Annotated in this window: 15 protein-coding genes; 4 read left to right on the forward strand and 11 right to left on the reverse strand. The window is 51.2% G+C overall.

Going from position 1 to position 16896, the window contains the following annotated elements; translation table 11 throughout:
- Window positions 1–7 precede the first annotated feature (7 nt).
- On the forward strand, window positions 8–1714 hold the full coding sequence (gene ilvD, locus IX31_RS14650) for a dihydroxy-acid dehydratase (protein ID WP_034459380.1): 1707 nt from the start codon (window positions 8–10) through the stop codon (window positions 1712–1714).
- On the forward strand, window positions 1714–2619 hold the full coding sequence (locus tag IX31_RS14655; RefSeq protein ID WP_034459382.1) for a dihydrodipicolinate synthase family protein: 906 nt from the start codon (window positions 1714–1716) through the stop codon (window positions 2617–2619). Before ilvD ends, IX31_RS14655 begins: the two co-directional genes overlap by 1 nt.
- Window positions 2620–2690: 71 nt before the next feature.
- Here the strand turns inward: IX31_RS14655 and ispH are convergent, their stop codons facing one another.
- Genes ispH through ribF form a run of 5 tightly spaced genes read right to left on the reverse strand, consistent with a single transcriptional unit; the run spans window position 2691 to window position 8379 of the window.
- The gene (gene ispH, locus IX31_RS14660) at window positions 2691–3641 is read right to left on the reverse strand and encodes a 4-hydroxy-3-methylbut-2-enyl diphosphate reductase (protein ID WP_034459385.1); all 951 of its coding nucleotides are present in this window, start codon (window positions 3639–3641) and stop codon (window positions 2691–2693) included.
- Window positions 3622–4092 (reverse strand): FKBP-type peptidyl-prolyl cis-trans isomerase, encoded by a 471-nt coding sequence (fkpB, locus tag IX31_RS14665; RefSeq protein WP_034459386.1) that lies wholly within the window; start codon window positions 4090–4092, stop codon window positions 3622–3624. Before fkpB ends, ispH begins: the two co-directional genes overlap by 20 nt.
- Before the next feature lie 3 nt (window positions 4093–4095).
- Window positions 4096–4602, reverse strand: coding sequence for a signal peptidase II (gene lspA / locus IX31_RS14670; protein ID WP_034459387.1), 507 nt, complete (start codon window positions 4600–4602; stop codon window positions 4096–4098).
- Window positions 4602–7418, reverse strand: coding sequence for an isoleucine--tRNA ligase (ileS, locus tag IX31_RS14675; RefSeq protein ID WP_034459388.1), 2817 nt, complete (start codon window positions 7416–7418; stop codon window positions 4602–4604). The genes lspA and ileS overlap by 1 nt, the downstream gene beginning before the upstream one ends.
- Before the next feature lie 28 nt (window positions 7419–7446).
- Window positions 7447–8379: a bifunctional riboflavin kinase/FAD synthetase gene (gene ribF, locus IX31_RS14680; protein WP_034459389.1), complete on the reverse strand. Its 933-nt coding sequence runs from the start codon at window positions 8377–8379 to the stop codon at window positions 7447–7449.
- Window positions 8380–8705: 326 nt separating this feature from the next.
- Between ribF and rpsT the strand changes: the two genes are divergently transcribed.
- Entirely contained in the window at window positions 8706–8969 is a 264-nt protein-coding gene (gene rpsT / locus IX31_RS14685; RefSeq protein ID WP_034459390.1) for a 30S ribosomal protein S20, read from the forward strand.
- A 73-nt stretch (window positions 8970–9042) separates the two neighbouring features.
- Here rpsT and nhaR read toward each other — a convergent pair whose 3' ends face one another.
- The 5 genes from nhaR to IX31_RS23425 all read right to left on the reverse strand — a co-directional run bounded on the left by nhaR (window position 9043) and on the right by IX31_RS23425 (window position 14723).
- Window positions 9043–9936 (reverse strand): transcriptional activator NhaR, encoded by an 894-nt coding sequence (nhaR, locus tag IX31_RS14690; RefSeq protein ID WP_034459392.1) that lies wholly within the window; start codon window positions 9934–9936, stop codon window positions 9043–9045.
- Between the two features lie 67 nt (window positions 9937–10003).
- On the reverse strand, window positions 10004–11182 hold the full coding sequence (nhaA, locus tag IX31_RS14695) for a Na+/H+ antiporter NhaA (RefSeq protein WP_034459393.1): 1179 nt from the start codon (window positions 11180–11182) through the stop codon (window positions 10004–10006).
- A gap of 221 nt (window positions 11183–11403) precedes the next feature.
- Entirely contained in the window at window positions 11404–12543 is a 1140-nt protein-coding gene (gene dnaJ / locus IX31_RS14700; protein WP_034459395.1) for a molecular chaperone DnaJ, read from the reverse strand.
- Window positions 12544–12629: 86 nt separating this feature from the next.
- Window positions 12630–14549 (reverse strand): molecular chaperone DnaK, encoded by a 1920-nt coding sequence (gene dnaK / locus IX31_RS14705; RefSeq protein ID WP_034459397.1) that lies wholly within the window; start codon window positions 14547–14549, stop codon window positions 12630–12632.
- Entirely contained in the window at window positions 14550–14723 is a 174-nt protein-coding gene (locus tag IX31_RS23425) for a hypothetical protein (RefSeq protein WP_154150710.1), read from the reverse strand.
- A gap of 123 nt (window positions 14724–14846) precedes the next feature.
- On the opposite strand from IX31_RS23425, the gene satP reads away from it, so the two are divergent.
- Complete coding sequence (gene satP / locus IX31_RS14710; RefSeq protein ID WP_034459399.1) at window positions 14847–15416, forward strand: acetate uptake transporter; 570 nt, start codon at window positions 14847–14849, stop codon at window positions 15414–15416.
- Between the two features lie 55 nt (window positions 15417–15471).
- Here satP and IX31_RS14715 read toward each other — a convergent pair whose 3' ends face one another.
- On the reverse strand, window positions 15472–16797 hold the full coding sequence (locus IX31_RS14715) for an MFS transporter (protein ID WP_034459401.1): 1326 nt from the start codon (window positions 16795–16797) through the stop codon (window positions 15472–15474).
- Between the last annotated feature and the right edge of the window lie 99 nt (window positions 16798–16896).

Consider the following 16896-nt stretch of genomic DNA (forward strand, 5'->3'; position numbering starts at 1 on the left):
GAAAACTATGAGTGGATGTGGCGGATGTGTCAGCTGTGGCACGCATTTCAACCCAATCCTTGAAGGTGATGACGGCGCGCTGAAACGTGCGCTGTATAAATCAATGGGTCATACCGATGAACAACTACGCAAACCTGTTATTGCGGTGGTGAACAGCTACACCAACGCGACGGCAGGTCATGCCAACCTCAATGAGCTAACAGCCAAAGTGCTGGAAGGCATTGAAGAAGCCGGAGGCGTGGGCATGGTGTTTGGCACCATTGCCCCTTGCGACGGTATCGCCGAAGGGCATTTAGGGATGCGCTATATCCTCGCCGCCCGCGAAGTGATTACGGCCTCAATTGAAGTGATGATGCGCGCCCACCGTTTTGACGGCATGGTGCTGCTCGGTTCGTGCGACAAAATCGTTCCGGCGATGTTGATGGCGGCAGCGCGATTAGACATCCCGGCGATTATGGTCAACGGCGGCCCAATGTATCCGGCTGAATACAAAGGCAAACACTGGGACGGCAATATCGTTACCGAAGCCATTGGCTGGAAAAAGCGTGGTGAAATCAGTGAAGAAGAGTTCGCTCATATCGAAAATATCGCCGAACCAGGCCCGGGTTCCTGCACCATGTACGGTACAGCCAACACCATGTGTTGCATTGGTGAAGTGCTGGGTATGAGTTTGCCGGGTAGCAGCACGCTACCTGCAGTGTCGCAGGAGCGCCGCGACTGCGCCGTTGAAACTGGCCGCCAGGCAGTGGAGCTGGTGCTCAATGGCGTGAACGCGCGCCAGATTATTACCGCAGAATCCATTCACAACGCGATGGTTTATCTGCTGGCTACGGGCGGTTCCACCAACGCGATTTTGCATCTTCAGGCTATTTACTACGAAGCGGAGTTGGGTCACCTGCCGCTGTCTGCTTTCGATGAGTTAAGCCACCGTGTCCCGCTGGTCGCCTCACTTTATCCGGCGTCCGAGCACGATATGATCGACTTCTGGGAAGCGGGTGGCGTGCAAGCGGTCGAAGTAGAAATCAGCAAGCTGATGCACCTGGATGCGCTGACCGTTGCTGGCAAAACCAAAGCGGAACTGATTGCCGAAACAAAACCAAGTTGCCGCCCGGAAGTGATCCATACACTTGCCATTCCGGTACGTAACGAAGCGGGCGTTGCGGTGCTGCACGGTAACCTTTCGCCGCTGGGTTGTGTGGTGAAACCTGCCGCTGTACCGGAAAACCTGATGGTATTCCGTGGCCCGGCGGTAGTGTTCAATAGCGAGCAGGAATCCGTGGAAGCAATTATGTCCGGTCAAATTCAGCCGGGCAGCGTGCTGGTTCTGCGCTATGAAGGCCCGAAAGGCGGCCCTGGCATGCCAGAAATGTATAAGCCGATGAAATCGCTGGAAGGTATGGGCCTTTCTGACACCTGCGCACTGATTACCGACGGGCGCTTCTCCGGCTCGAATCGCGGTTTGTTCGTCGGACATATTTCCCCGGAAGCCGTTGATGGCGGCGAACTGGGCCTGGTAGAGGATGGGGATGAAATCTCCATTGATATTCCGTCCCGCACGCTGACATTGCATGTTGAAGAAACCGTTCTGGCTACGCGCCGTGAAAACTGGAAGCCGGTCGATAAAGAAGTTCCACGCGGTTTCCTGCGGTTGTATCGCCGTTGGGCACTCCCCGCCGCACAAGGTGCCGTGTTGGCTGACAGGGAGGACGACTGATGACAATGCACTATACGGCACAAGATATTGGCGGTGTGAACCCTATTGTCGCAATGCCTTTTACCACTAGCGGCGAAATTGATGAAGTGAGTTTTGTTCGCCTGCTGGAGCATCTCGCGACGACGGGCGTGCAAGGAACCACTCTTTTTGGTATCGCTAGCGAGTTTCCCAAACTGGAAGACAGCGAGCGCAACCGGCTGGCACAAATGTTTATCAGAACTCTTGCGGGCAGTTCGCTGTATCGGGCAATGTCGGTGACCGACCACAGCACGGAAGTGGCGGTAAAGCGCGCTCGTTTCTATGCCAGCCTTGGCGCAGATGCGCTGATGCTGCTACCACCGTTTTTCCTCAGCCCTAATCCGCAAACAATTCAGGCACATATTTTTGCCGTGCTGGAAGCGGTGGATATTCCGGTGATGGTGCAGTACGCGCCGGGTGAAACCGGGCTGGCGATAACGCCGGAACAACTGGCGGCAGTTGCAGATCGCTACCCGCATGCGGTATTCAAAATCGAGTGTAACCCACCCGTAGACTATACAAGGGAGTTTCTCGCTAAAGCCTCACAGGCCAGCGTACTCAACGGCTACGCCGGGCTGTATATGCTGCAAATGCTTGCGGCTGGAGGTAAAGGCGTGATGCCGGGCTGTTCTTTTACTGAAGTGTATGTGCGGATTTATCAGCACTGGCAGCGGGGCGAAACGGCACAAGCCGAGGCACTACATCAGGCGTTGTTACCTTATATCCAACGCTGGATGACGCATTGCGAATACATCATTCAGGTTGAGAAAACGATTTTGATGAAGCGTGGAATTATCGCAACAGACTATTGCCGCAAGCCTGGCTGGCAACTTTCCAGTGAAGACCATCAGATCATTGATCGCTTCCTGACTGACTTCCAGCTGTGAGGAGTGACACTTGATCAAAAAAGGGGAGCATAAGCTCCCCTTTTGAATTTGGTGTTTGCGATGGATGCCGATTACTCGACTTCTTTCACATCCATACGCAATTCACGCGGCACTTCGAAAATAATGTTTTCTTCACGCCCCACCAGCTCACGGGTTTCGCTGCCGCCTAATTCACGCAGGCGAGCCAGAACGTTTTGCACCAGAATATCTGGCGCAGACGCCCCTGCCGTAACACCGACGCAAACCGCATCTTTAACCCATGATTCCTGGATATCAGTCGCATCGTCAATCAGATATGCGGCCTTGCCCATGCGCTGTGCAAGCTCTGCCAGACGGTTGGAGTTGGAGGAGTTTTTCGAGCCAACAACCAACACCACATCTGCTTCATCAGCCAGCGCACGCACAGCTTCCTGGCGATTGGTGGTGGCATAGCAAATATCGTCTTTACGTGGACCGATGATTTTCGGGAAGCGTTTACGCAGCGCATCAATCACGTCAGAGGTGTCATCAACAGAGAGCGTGGTCTGCGTCATAAACGACAGTTTGGCTTCGTTTTTCACATCCAGTTTGCTGACATCTTCCGGTGATTCAACCAGGTACATGCCACCTTTCGGGTTGCTGTACTGGCCCATGGTGCCTTCCACTTCCGGGTGACCAGCATGGCCAATCAGAATGGACTCTTCACCACGACGGCTGGCGCGAGCGACTTCCATATGCACTTTAGTCACCAGCGGACAGGTCGCATCAAACACCGTTAAATCACGGCCTTTAGCTTCGTTGCGAACCGCCTGGGAAACACCGTGCGCTGAAAAAATCAGGATTGCGCCATCAGGCACTTCACTGATTTGCTCGATGAAAATCGCCCCGCGTTCCCGCAGGCTATCAACCACGTAGCGGTTGTGCACCACTTCGTGACGGACATAAATCGGCGCACCGTAAATGGCCAGCGCGTTTTCAACAATGCTGATAGCGCGGTCTACCCCGGCACAAAAGCCGCGAGGGTTAGCCAACAGGATCTGCATTCAACGCCTCCAGTACCGGGTCGATTTCCAGTACTTCGATATCAAAATGAATGGTTTGCCCGGCGAGTGGGTGGTTAAAGTCAACGGTGATGGAATCGCCGTTGACTTCACGCACTACACCTGGCATCTCGCTGCCATCCATTGCGGTGAACAGCATAATCGCCCCTGGCACCGGCTCACCCGCATCAATAAATTCACGACGCGAGAAATACTGAATCATGTCCGGGCTTGGAATACCAAACGCCGATTCAGGTGCCAGAGAGAATGCTTTTTTATCCCCTGCTTTTAGGCCGACAAGCTGGTCTTCCATGCCCGGTGACAGCGTTTCGTCACCCAGCGTGAAGAGCGCCGGTTTGCCGTTATTGCGGGTCGACTCGGCGGTGGAGCCATCTTCGAGTTTCAGCGTGAAATGCACTAATACTCTGCTATTGGCCTGGATAGACTCAGCCATGGGTTACCCTTTTTGCTTTGCGGGCTTGTCGGAGGAGACAAAGAAGCCCTCCAGCACAATCAGCGCCGCACCGATACAGATTGCCGTATCAGCTAAGTTAAACGTGGCGAAGTGCCAGTCGCCGACATAGAAATCAATCATGTCGACCACAAAACCGTGCCATAACCGGTCAAACAAGTTACCAAGTGCACCGCCAATGATTAAAGCATAGGCGATGTTATGCAGCTTCTGGCTTGCTTTTGCACGGTACATCAGCACCGCCAGAATCACGCAGATACCAATAGCGATACCCGCGAAGAACCAGCGCTGCCAGCCGCCTTTATCCGCAAGGAAACTAAATGCGGCGCCGTAATTGCGGGCATAGTGCAGATTCAACGACGGGAACAGCGATACGGTGTCCCCCAGCATGAAATGCTGGAGGATCAGGTATTTGCTGCCCAGATCGACGATCAGTACCACGACCACCAGCCACAGCCAGCTCAGTCCGGTAGAACAAATCGATTTACTCATCAGGCAAATTTACGCTTTTCGCCGTCACCGGCTACGTTGGTTACACAGCGGCCACAGATTTCTGCGTGTTCCGCTACCTGACCGACGTCGGTGGTGTAATGCCAGCAACGCGGGCATTTCTCACCGTCGGCTTTACGCAGAGCAACTTTCAATCCTTTCAGGATTTCGCTTTGCTGTGCGTCTTCAGTTGCCTGCGCATAATCGACAACTTCAGCGCCGGAGGTCAACAGGACAAATCGCAATTCCTCGCCCAGGCTGTTTAGCTTCGCAGCCAGTTCGTTGTCAGCAAACAGAGTGACATCCGCTTCCAAAGAGCCGCCCACACGCTTATCAGCACGCGCTTGTTCGATAACTTTGTTCACTTCGCCACGCACGGTTAGCAGCGTGTCCCAGTATTCATTGTTCATCGTTTCGCTGTCAGCCAGGCCGAACAGACCTTCATACCACTCGCCAGTGAAGACGTATTTCTCACGGTTGCCAGGCAGGAATGCCCAGATTTCGTCAGCGGTAAAGGACATGATTGGTGCCATCCAGCGAACCAGCGCTTCTGCAATGTGGAACAGAGCAGTCTGGCAGCTACGACGTGCAACACTATCGGATTTCGCGGTGTACTGGCGGTCTTTGATGATATCGAGATAGAAGGAGCCCATTTCGATGGAGCAGAAACGCATCAGGCGTTGCACCACTTCGTGGAAGTCGTAGTTTTCGTACGCTGCGAGGATGTCGGTTTGTGCATCCTGCGCACAGCTCACTGCCCAGCGGTCCAGTACCACCATCTCTTCCGGTTTCACCATATCGGTTTCTGGATTGAAGCCGTTAAGGTTCGCCAACAGGAAACGTGCGGTGTTACGGATACGACGATAAGAGTCAGCAGCGCGTTTCAGGATCTCATCAGACACGGCGATTTCACCGGTGTAATCCGTTGATGCCACCCAAAGACGCAGAATATCCGCGCCCAGTTTGTTCATCACGTCCTGCGGAGAAACGGTGTTACCGATGGATTTGGACATTTTGCGGCCCTGACCATCCACGGTGAAACCGTGAGTCAGTACCTGGCGGTAAGGCGCTTTGCCTTTCATTGCCGTCGAAATCATCAGGGAAGACATGAACCAGCCGCGGTGCTGATCCGAACCTTCCAGATACATGTCTGCCGCATGGCCGTTGAATTCAGGGCGCACATCAACCACCGATGAGTGCGTTGAGCCGGAGTCGAACCACACGTCCAGGGTGTCTGGCACTTTGGTGTAGTTGTCAGCGTCGTCACCCATGATGTCACGCGGATCGAGATCCCACCACGCCTGGATGCCGTCTTGTTCAACACGTTTAGCGACTTCTTCCATCAGCTCCAGCGTGCGCGGGTGCAGTTCTTCCGTGTCTTTGTGTACGAACAGAGACATTGGCACGCCCCAGGTACGCTGACGAGAGATACACCAGTCCGGGCGGTTAGCTACCATGGATTCGATACGCGCCTGGCCCCAGTCCGGGATCCACTGCACGCCTTTGATCTCTTTCAGCGACTGCTCACGCAGACCTTTTTGATCCATGCTGATAAACCACTGCGGCGTAGCACGGAAGATGATCGGCGTTTTGTGGCGCCAGCAGTGCGGGTAGCTGTGCAGCAGTTTTTCAACGTGCAGCAGAGCGCCTTTATCACGCAGAATGTTAACGATCAGGTCGTTAGCTTTGAACACCTGAACGCCGTCCAGACCTTCATAAGTACCAGGCAGGTAGCAACCGTCCGGGCCAACCGGGTTTGCGATTTCCAGGTTGTATTTCTGGCTGATCACATAGTCGTCAGGGCCGTGGCCGCCGGCGGTGTGAACCGCACCGGTACCCGCTTCCAGCGTAACGTGGTCGCCCAGAATCGCAGGAACATCGAAATCTAAGAACGGGTGTTTGTAACGGGTTAATTCCAGATCCGCGCCTTTGGCAGTACCCAGAACCGTCCACTCGGCGATAGCTGCGCTTTTCATTACGCTTTCGAGCAAATCTTTGGCAACGATCAGCGCCTGACCATCAACTTGCACCAGAACATATTCGAACTCAGCATTCAGGGAGACTGCACGGTTAGCAGGCAGTGTCCACGGCGTCGTAGTCCAGATAACCATAGAAACTGGGCCATCAACCTGCGCTACACCAAATTTAGCTTTTACCGCATCTGCATCAACGGCCTGGAAGCTAACAAAGATTGATGGGGAGGTTTTGTCATAGTATTCAACTTCTGCTTCAGCCAGAGCTGAACGGCAGTCGACACACCAGTGCACAGGTTTAGCGCCTTTATGCAGGTGGCCATTACCGACAATTTTACCGAGCGCACGAATGATGTTCGCTTCGGTGTTGAAGTCCATAGTCAGATACGGACGTGACCAGTCGCCCAAAACACCCAGACGAATGAAATCGGCACGCTGCCCATCTACCTGCTCAGCCGCATATTTACGGCACGCAGCACGGAATTCAGCCGCAGAAACTTTCTCACCGGGTTTACCGATCAACTGTTCTACTTTCAGCTCAATTGGCAGACCGTGACAGTCCCAGCCAGGAACATACGGAGAGTCAAAACCGGAAAGCCCTTTGGACTTTACGATAATGTCTTTCAGAATCTTGTTAACTGAGTGACCAATGTGAATGTTGCCGTTCGCGTATGGAGGGCCATCATGCAGAATGAAGGATTTTTTGCCTTTCTTTGCATTACGGATGATACCGTACAGGTCATCATCATTCCAGCGAGCCAGCATGCCCGGTTCGCGTTTAGCGAGATCGCCACGCATCGGGAACCCTGTTTCCGGTAAATTCAGGGTAGATTTAAAGTCACTCATTAGATTCTCGGTTCCGTTGTTAGCTTGCTCAGGTATTAGGCCCAAAAAATTCGCGGGCGGTTACCACATCTTTGGCGATTTGCGCTTTCAGTTCATCAAGCGAAGCAAACCGTTGTTCATTTCGTATTTTTTTACGCAGCACCACATCAATATGGTGCCCATACAAGTCCATTGCAACGTCCAGCAAATGGACTTCCAGCTGTTGGCGCAGGCCCGCTACCGTTGGCCGTGTACCAATGTTGGCAACGCCCGGCAGCAGTTTATCGCCAAGGCCTGCGACTTCTACCGCAAACACCCCTTTGACAGGGGAAACCTGACGACGCAACGGTAAGTTAGCCGTTGGGAAACCAATGGTTCTCCCCAGTTCATCACCATGGACAACACGCCCTGAGATGATAAACGGATGACCCAGTAAACTCTCGGCAAGCGTTAAATCGTCATCAGCCAGTGCCTGGCGAACAGCCGTACTGCTGATTCGTACTCCACCTTCGCAGAAAGTCTGCGTACTGGTGACGTCAAAACCATATTCGAGGCCAGCCTTCTGTAATAACAAGAAATCCCCCTGGCGACCAGCACCAAAGCGGAAATCATCACCTACGGCGAGGAATTTTACCCCGAGGCGGTCGACCAAAAGTTCGCTGACAAAGTTTTGCGCCGTGAGCGCAGCAAAGCGCCTGTCAAATCGCACACACAGCACGTAGTCCACACCACACTCAGCCAGATAACGCAGCTTTTCGCGCAGGCGTGTGAGGCGCGCTGGGGCTTTATCGCCCGCGAACAGCTCAAGCGGTTGCGGTTCAAAGATCATGACCATCACCGGCAGATTTCGCGCACGCCCTTGTGCACACAACCCTTTTAGCAGGGACTTGTGGCCTCGATGCACGCCATCGAAATTCCCAATGGTGAGGACACACCCGTGGTGGTTCTGGCGTAAATTATGTATGCCGCGTATCAGCTTCATGGCTGGCTCAAAACAGTGGAAATCGGCGGATTATATCAATTACCACGGTGAAGGTTAACCGGCGATTGTACCCTTTGGCATAAAGCATTAAGGATTTCATCGAACTGGCACCTGGTTTCTACGTAGATGCGCATCACTGGACGATTTTTGTTGCTTAAAGCTGTATTCATGACCGTTATGCTGGTAGAATCCGCGCCATCACAACGTAAGAGGCTCCGTAAATTTAACGGCGCTTATTTGCACAAATCCATTGACAAAAGAAGGCTAAGAGGGCATATTCCTCGGCCTTTGAATTGTCTACATAGATCATATTTGGGAGTTGGACCTTGGCTAATATCAAATCAGCTAAGAAACGTGCTGTACAGTCTGAAAAGGCTCGTAAGCACAACGCAAGCCGTCGCTCTATGATGCGTACTTTCATCAAGAAAGTATACGCAGCGATTGAAACTGGCGACAAAGCTGCTGCACAGAAAGCATTTAACGAAATGCAACCAATCGTGGATCGTCAGGCTAGCAAAGGTCTGATCCACAAAAACAAAGCTGCGCGTCATAAGGCTAACCTTGTAGCGCAAATCAACAAACTGGCTTAATCACCAACTTGTTGTTAGCTTGAAAAAAACCGGCTTACGCCGGTTTTTTTATATCTGAAATTTGAGTCCAGATTTAAGCCTCTTTGAATAACGCTGAGTAATCCCGGTTACACACACGCTGTACCGCCGGATGTTGAATCATGCGTTCTGCAAATATCGCGTGGTACTCTTCCATCACGTTCTCAATGCGCCCAATCTCGACAATGTTCTCATCGTTGTAGATATCCTGCCCATAGAGCGTTGGCGCCACAAAAATTGCATTGTGTGCAGCACCAAAGGCTTTCATCAGGGCGGCATCATCAAACTCACCGAGAATTTCCACCTTCAACCCCTGAGTGTTAATCCAGTTCAAAATCTTACGCCCTAACATCGAACGGCGGCCTGGAATCAACAAACGTCGGGTTTCAAGACAGGCAGGGAAAGGTAAATCTGGCAACGGATTTTGGCTCCAGAAGCTAATCCCACATTCGCCGATTTTCACCGAGAATAGCCCTTCCTGCTGAGTTGAATCTATCGGGCAGTCAGAGATGATCATATCCAGTTTATGTTGGCTTAATTGCTCAAGCAGCATTTCGTGAGTCGATTCAAAACAGCGCAGGTGGATTTGCTCATCTTCAACAACAGCCGCATCAAGCACGCCGCTCACCAGACGTTTTGATAATGCGTCTGCAATACCAACGTCAAACAACAGGCTGGATTCTTTGCGGTAGTTCACGATATCCAGCATTTCCTGGCTCAAGGTAAACATACGGTCTGCATAGCGGAAAACAAGCTGGCCTAATTCAGAAGGAACCAGACCACGCCCCTGGCGGCGGAAGAGTTTACCTTGCAGGCGTTCTTCCAGCGCTTTGATCTGGCCGGTGATTGTTTGTGGTGTTAAGTAGAGCGCTTCAGCAGCACCTACCACTGACCCTTCTTTGCAGACATGCCAGAAGTAATATAGATGGTTGTAATTTATGTGTGACATATGTTTTTCACTCCCTGATAAACAATCCATTAGCTAACGGCTCCCGAGGAGCCGTTAGTAGATAAAATTAATGATGCTGTAACGGCGAGCTGAAGCGGCTTCTCAACATGCAGTAACCGACGACAGCTGAGAACAGTGACCCCAATAGAATGCCCAGCTTAGCCCAGGTAATCAGCGCAGGGTCTGCACCGTCAAATGCCAGCGATGCAATAAAGATAGACATTGTGAAGCCAATCCCGCACAGCACGCCGACCGCCATGATTTCCTTGCAGGTCGTCCCTTCAGGCAAGGTTGCCAGCTTCAGTTTCAGTGCAGCCCAGCAGAACAGGCTAATACCCAGTGGCTTGCCGATAAACAGACCCGCCATAATCCCCATCGGTAGCAACGAGGTCAACCCGGAAAAAGTCACACCGCTTAATGAAACGCCTGCATTGGCAAAAGCAAACAACGGCAGGATCAAGAATGCGACCCAGGGATGAAGCACATGCTCCAATTCTTTCGCCGGAGAACGCCCATCTTTTTCTTTCAATGGGATAAGGAAACCAATGATTACCCCAGCAAGTGTTGCGTGTACGCCCGATTTCAATACTGCGGTCCACAGCACCACACCAACCAGAATATACAAACCAGTACGGCGCACATTGCAGATATTCAGTAATGCCAGTACAGCGATAGCACCTGCAGCAACAGCCAGCGAAAGGATTGAAAGATCGCTGGTGTAGAACAGAGCAATAATCACGATTGCGCCCAGGTCGTCAATAATGGCCAAAGCCATCAGGAACACTTTAAGCGCGACAGGTACGCGGTTGCCCAGCAATGCCAGAATACCCAGCGCGAAAGCGATATCAGTTGCCGCCGGAATCGCCCAACCTTCACGCGTGATTGGGTCCTGGAAGTTAAACAGCAAATAGATTGCCGCCGGGACAACCATGCCACCTAATGCCGCGATAACCGGGAACGACGCCTGACGCATACTGGCAAGCGAGCCGCTAACCATTTCGCGTTTTACTTCAAGGCCAATCATCAGGAAGAAGATTGCCATCAATGCATCGTTGACCCACAGCAGTAGATTTTTACTGATATCCAGCGAACCAATACGCACCTCTACCGGTGTATTTAAAAACGACTGGTACAGCTCACTGGTGGAACTCAGGTTGGCAAGAACCATTGCCAGTACAGCGGCAAGGATTAAAAAGATGCCGCTGGAGGCATCATTATTGAAAAAGTATTTTAGTTTTTTTGTCATCTTTTCATCCCGATTTTCAAACTGCCTTAAATCATTTAGGGCATTAATATGTATTAAGCATAGCCTGTCTAACACATCGATAAAAGTAGATTATATTGCAACAAATGATCGGAAATAACGAATCGAATCACATAAAAAACTAATGAATAACACGCGCATAAAAAAAGCCTGAATCAAAAATATTCGATTCAGGCTTTTTACAACCAAGAAGGAAGTTAAGTTTAGCGGGTTAGATCGTCAAAGAATTTCTTCACGCCATCAAAGAAGCTCTTTGAACGCGGACTGTTCTTTTCACCACTTGGCCCACCAAAACTTTCCGCCAGATCGCGCAGCAATTGTTTTTGCTTTTCATTCAGGCTAACCGGGGTTTCTACAACAACGCGGCATAACAGGTCCCCCTGAGCCCCGCCACGTACAGATTTCACCCCTTTACCACGCATTCTGAACAATTTGCCAGTTTGCGTTTCACCAGGCACTTTCAGGTTTACACGACCATCCAGTGTCGGGACTTCAATCTCGCCACCCAATGCGGCCATCGCAAAGTTAATAGGCACTTCGCAATACAGGTTATTACCTTCACGCTCAAAGATTGGGTGCTGTTTAACCTGAACCTGGACGTATAAATCACCTGATGGCGCACCATGCTCACCTGCTTCGCCTTCACCTGCCAGACGAATACGGTCACCGGTATCAACGCCAGCCGGGATTTTCACCGACAGGGTCTTAGTTTTCTCTACACGGCCATGCCCATGACAGGTATTGCACGGATCTTTAATAATTGAACCGCGACCCTGACAGTGCGGACAGCTTTGCTGCACGGTAAAGAAGCCCTGACGCATTTGTACCTGGCCTTGTCCATGACAAGTCGGGCAAGTCTGTGGCTTAGAGCCCGCTTTCGCGCCGCTACCGTGGCAAACACCACACTCTTCGAGCGTTGGAATGCGGATCTCTTTAGTCACGCCACGGACGGCTTCTTCCAGCGTTAAGTCCATGTTGTAGCGTAAATCGGCACCGCGGGATGCACGCTGACGACGGCCACCACCGAAGATGTCACCGAATACGTCGCCAAAGATATCACCAAAGTCAGCACCGCCACCGCCAAATCCGCCGTGACCACCACCGCCCATACCGCCTTGCTCAAACGCTGCATGACCATACTGGTCATAGGCCGCACGTTTTTGCTCGTCGGTCAGGATTTCGTAGGCTTCTTTGATTTCTTTAAATTTGCCTTCGGACTCTTTGTCACCCTGATTACGATCCGGGTGGAACTTCATTGCCAGGCGTTTGTAGGCTTTCTTGATTTCACGCTCTTCCGCGTTTTTCGGAACGCCTAAAACCTCGTAATAGTCTCTCTTCGCCATCTTTTTTGTCTGCCCCTAACATGCGTGCACGGGCGCAGAGGAAAACCTCGACGCCCGTGCCAGTGAATCAACCGCTCAAAGGGCGATTATTTTTTGTCTTTAACTTCTTCGAACTCAGCATCAACAACATCGTCGTCTTTGCTTGCAGAGTTACCAGCGTCAGTAGCGTTACCTGCTTGCTGTTCTGCATGCTGTGCCTGAGCCAGCTCCATCAGTTTCTGAGAAACTTCCGCCAGCGCCTGCATTTTCGCTTCGATGTCAGCTTTGTCTTCGCCTTTCAGAGAAGATTCCAGCGCACTCAGTGCAGATTCGATTGCAGTTTTGTCGTCAGCTGGCAGTTTATCGCCTGCTTCTTCAACCTGCTTACGAGTGCTGTGCATCAGGTGGTCACCCTGGTTGCGAGTCTGTACCAGTTCTTCGAACTTACGGTCAGCCTCAGCGTTAGCTTCCGCATCGCGCACCATTTTCTGGATTTCTTCTTCATTCAGACCAGAAGAAGCCTTGATGGTGATTTTCTGCTCTTTACCGCTGTTTTTGTCTTTCGCGGAAACGTGCAGGATACCATCAGCATCGATATCGAAAGTGACTTCGATTTGTGGCATGCCACGCGGTGCCGGGCTGATACCATCCAGGTTGAACTGACCCAGAGATTTGTTATCGGCCGCACGTTTACGTTCACCCTGAATCACATGGATGGTCACCGCAGACTGGTTATCTTCAGCTGTGGAGAACACCTGGCTGTGTTTAGTCGGGATGGTGGTGTTTTTATTGATCAGTGAAGTCATCACACCGCCCATGGTTTCGATACCCAGAGACAGCGGGGTAACGTCCAGCAGCAGTACGTCAGTCACGTCACCAGCAAGCACACCACCCTGAACAGCTGCACCGATTGCAACAGCCTCATCCGGGTTAACGTCTTTACGTGGTTCTTTACCAAAGAACTCAGTAACTTTCTTCTGCACCATTGGCATACGAGTCTGACCACCAACCAGGATGACGTCCTGGATATCGGATACAGACAGGCCAGCATCTTGCAGTGCAACTTTCAGCGGCTCGATAGAACGGTTTACCAGGTCTTCGACCAGGGATTCCAGTTTCGCACGAGTCACTTTGATGTTCATGTGTTTTGGACCAGTCGCGTCTGCTGTGATGTACGGCAGGTTCACGTCGGTCTGTTGAGCAGAAGACAGCTCAATTTTCGCTTTTTCAGCAGCTTCTTTCAGACGCTGCATAGCCAGTGGATCGTTACGCAGATCGATACCTTGATCTTTCTTGAACTCTTCCACTAAGTAGTTGATCAGACGGCTATCGAAGTCTTCACCACCCAGGTGGGTATCACCATTGGTTGCCAGAACTTCGAAGGTTTTCTCGCCATCAACTTCATCAATTTCGATGATAGAGATATCGAAAGTACCACCACCCAAGTCGTATACCGCGATAGTACGGTTACCAACTTCTTTATCCAGACCGTAGGCCAGAGCCGCTGCGGTTGGTTCGTTGATGATACGTTTCACTTCCAGACCTGCGATACGGCCAGCATCTTTAGTAGCCTGACGCTGAGCATCGTTGAAGTATGCAGGAACGGTGATAACAGCTTCAGTTACCGGTTCGCCCAGGTAATCTTCAGCAGTTTTCTTCATTTTCTTCAGCACTTCAGCAGAGATCTGCGGAGGTGCCATTTTTTGGCCTTTAACGTCGATCCATGCATCACCGTTATCAGCGCCAATAATTTTGTACGGCATGATAGCTTCATCACGCTGCACTTCTTCATCCTGGAAGCGACGGCCAATCAGGCGTTTGATCGCGAACAGTGTGTTCTGCGGGTTAGTCACTGCCTGACGTTTAGCCGGCTGACCAACCAGAATCTCACCATCTTGCGTATAAGCAATGATAGAAGGAGTGGTGCGGTCGCCCTCGGCGTTTTCCAGAACGCGAGCAGTAGTACCATCCATAATCGCTACACAAGAGTTGGTAGTACCCAAGTCGATGCCAATAATTTTACCCATCTAAACGTCTCCACTTAAAATTTGTTCGTCATATGGTCGTGAACCTGTTATGCGGGCAAACAAGAGTCTTTCAACTGCCCAAACATGATTTTTTACAGGTCCATCAACTGCGGTTGCATACAAGATGGGGTCACTCGGCTCGCCATCAAGGGGCAAGGCAAAAAAAATTTTCATCTTCACACCTGTTTAGATCATGGACTCAGGCTCTCGACCTGATTATGATGCCGCGCCCCGCTGCCCTTTAGCAGTTGTGTGGCGACTACATATAATCATTTTCAGACGAATTTTAGAGGAACTATGGGCAACACTAAGTTGGCTAATCCAGCTCCCCTGGGCTTGATGGGCTTCGGCATGACCACCATTCTGCTCAACCTGCATAACACCGGCATCTTCCCTTTTGATGTCAACATCCTTGCAATGGGCATTTTCTACGGTGGTATCGCACAAATTTTTGCCGGCCTGTTGGAATTCAAGAAAGGTAATACTTTCGGCCTGACAGCTTTCACTTCTTATGGCTCTTTCTGGCTGACTCTGGTCGCCATTTTGATCATGCCTAAGATGGGTCTTGCAGATGCTGCGAACGCACACTTCCTCGGTGCATATCTCGGTCTGTGGGGCATCTTCACCCTGTTCATGTTCTTCGGCACCCTGGCTTCTGCGCCACGTATGCTGCAGTTCGTGTTTGGTAGCCTGACCGTACTGTTTGCCCTGCTGGCTATTGGCCACCTGGTAGATAACGAAAGCATCGTTCACGTTGCGGGTTGGATTGGCCTGGTATGTGGTGCAAGCGCCATTTATCTGGCAATGGGCGAAGTGCTCAATGAGCAGTTTGGCCGTACCGTGCTGCCAATTGGTGAAAAACACTAATTTCTACACTCACGTGTAAGAAAACAAAAACGCGGAGGCTAGCCTCCGCGTTTTTTTATGAATGTTGCAGCGGCCTTTCCACCACTTTATCTTCATGCGTTAAATCTTTGCGTAACCAAATCCCCAATCCCAGCCCAACCATTGCCAGCGCCAGTACATACCAGGCTGGTCCCATTGGTGATATGGCAGATAACATCGTGACAAAGATTGGCGTCAGGCCACCAAAAATGGCATACGACATATTGTAAGAGAACGAAATACCGCTAAAACGCACTTCCGCCGGGAATGCTCGCACCATCACAAACGGCACTGCCCCCACAACACCAACGCTCAAACCAGCAAGCCCATAGAATAAGAAAAGATATTCAGGATAAATTGCCGTCAGGTGATAGAACATCCAACTGCACACGGCCAATAACAAGCTGCCGAAAGTAAAGGTCTTGCTGGCACCTATACGGTCAATAATCAGCCCAGCCAGAATACAACCGATGCACAACATCACGATGGCGATACTGTTCGCCTGAAGCGTCAATGCTGGCGCAATACCCAACTGTTTTTGCAACCAGGTTGGTGCCATCAAAATGACCACCACAATACCCGCCGACAACAACCAGGTTAGCAGCATCGAAATCACCACCGCTTTTTTATGGTTTGCGATGACCGATTTCAACGGCAACTCTTCTGCCAGCGCTTTGCGTTGCTGCATCTCAAGGAAGATTGGGGTTTCTTGCAACCAACGGCGCAGATACATCGCCACCAAGCCGAAAATCCCACCGAGGAAGAACGGTATACGCCAGCCGCCATCATGGATTGCCTGCTGGGTCATCGAGGTATTAATAATGGTCGCGACCACGGAACCCAACAAAATACCGGCGGTTAAACCAGCAGTTAAGGTGCCACATGCAATACCAATACGTTTATAGGGAACGTGTTCTGCGACAAATACCCATGCTCCTGGCACTTCACCACCGATTGCCGCCCCCTGAAGCACGCGCATCAGAAGTAGCAATATAGGTGCCGCGATACCGAGTGTTTCATAGGTTGGCAACATCCCTATCGCAAGCGTGGGCAGCGCCATCAGTAAAATGCTCAAGGTGAACATTTTTTTACGGCCAACCAGGTCGCCGAAGTGCGCCATGATGATCCCACCCAGCGGACGAGCCAGATAGCCTGCGGCAAAGATACCAAAAGTTTGTAGCTGACGAAGCCACTCAGGAATATCGGCCGGGAAGAAAAGCGCACCAACGACGGTGGCAAAAAAGACGAAAATAATAAAGTCGTAGAATTCGAGCGCACCACCCAAAGCGGCAAGGGTCAGGGTTTTGTAATCCTGACGATTCAGGGGTCTGGTGCGATGTGTTGAATTGAGTTGTTGTGCCATAAGAGCCTGCTTCCAGAGTAGAGTGTGGTTATTAGCTTCCATTTTGCTGTAAAGCAAATTCACTATAACGAACCACACTCCACATGCCAGAGTGACTAC

This window comes from Buttiauxella noackiae, assembly GCF_000737905.1.
In the GTDB taxonomy this organism is placed as follows: domain Bacteria; phylum Pseudomonadota; class Gammaproteobacteria; order Enterobacterales; family Enterobacteriaceae; genus Buttiauxella; species Buttiauxella noackiae.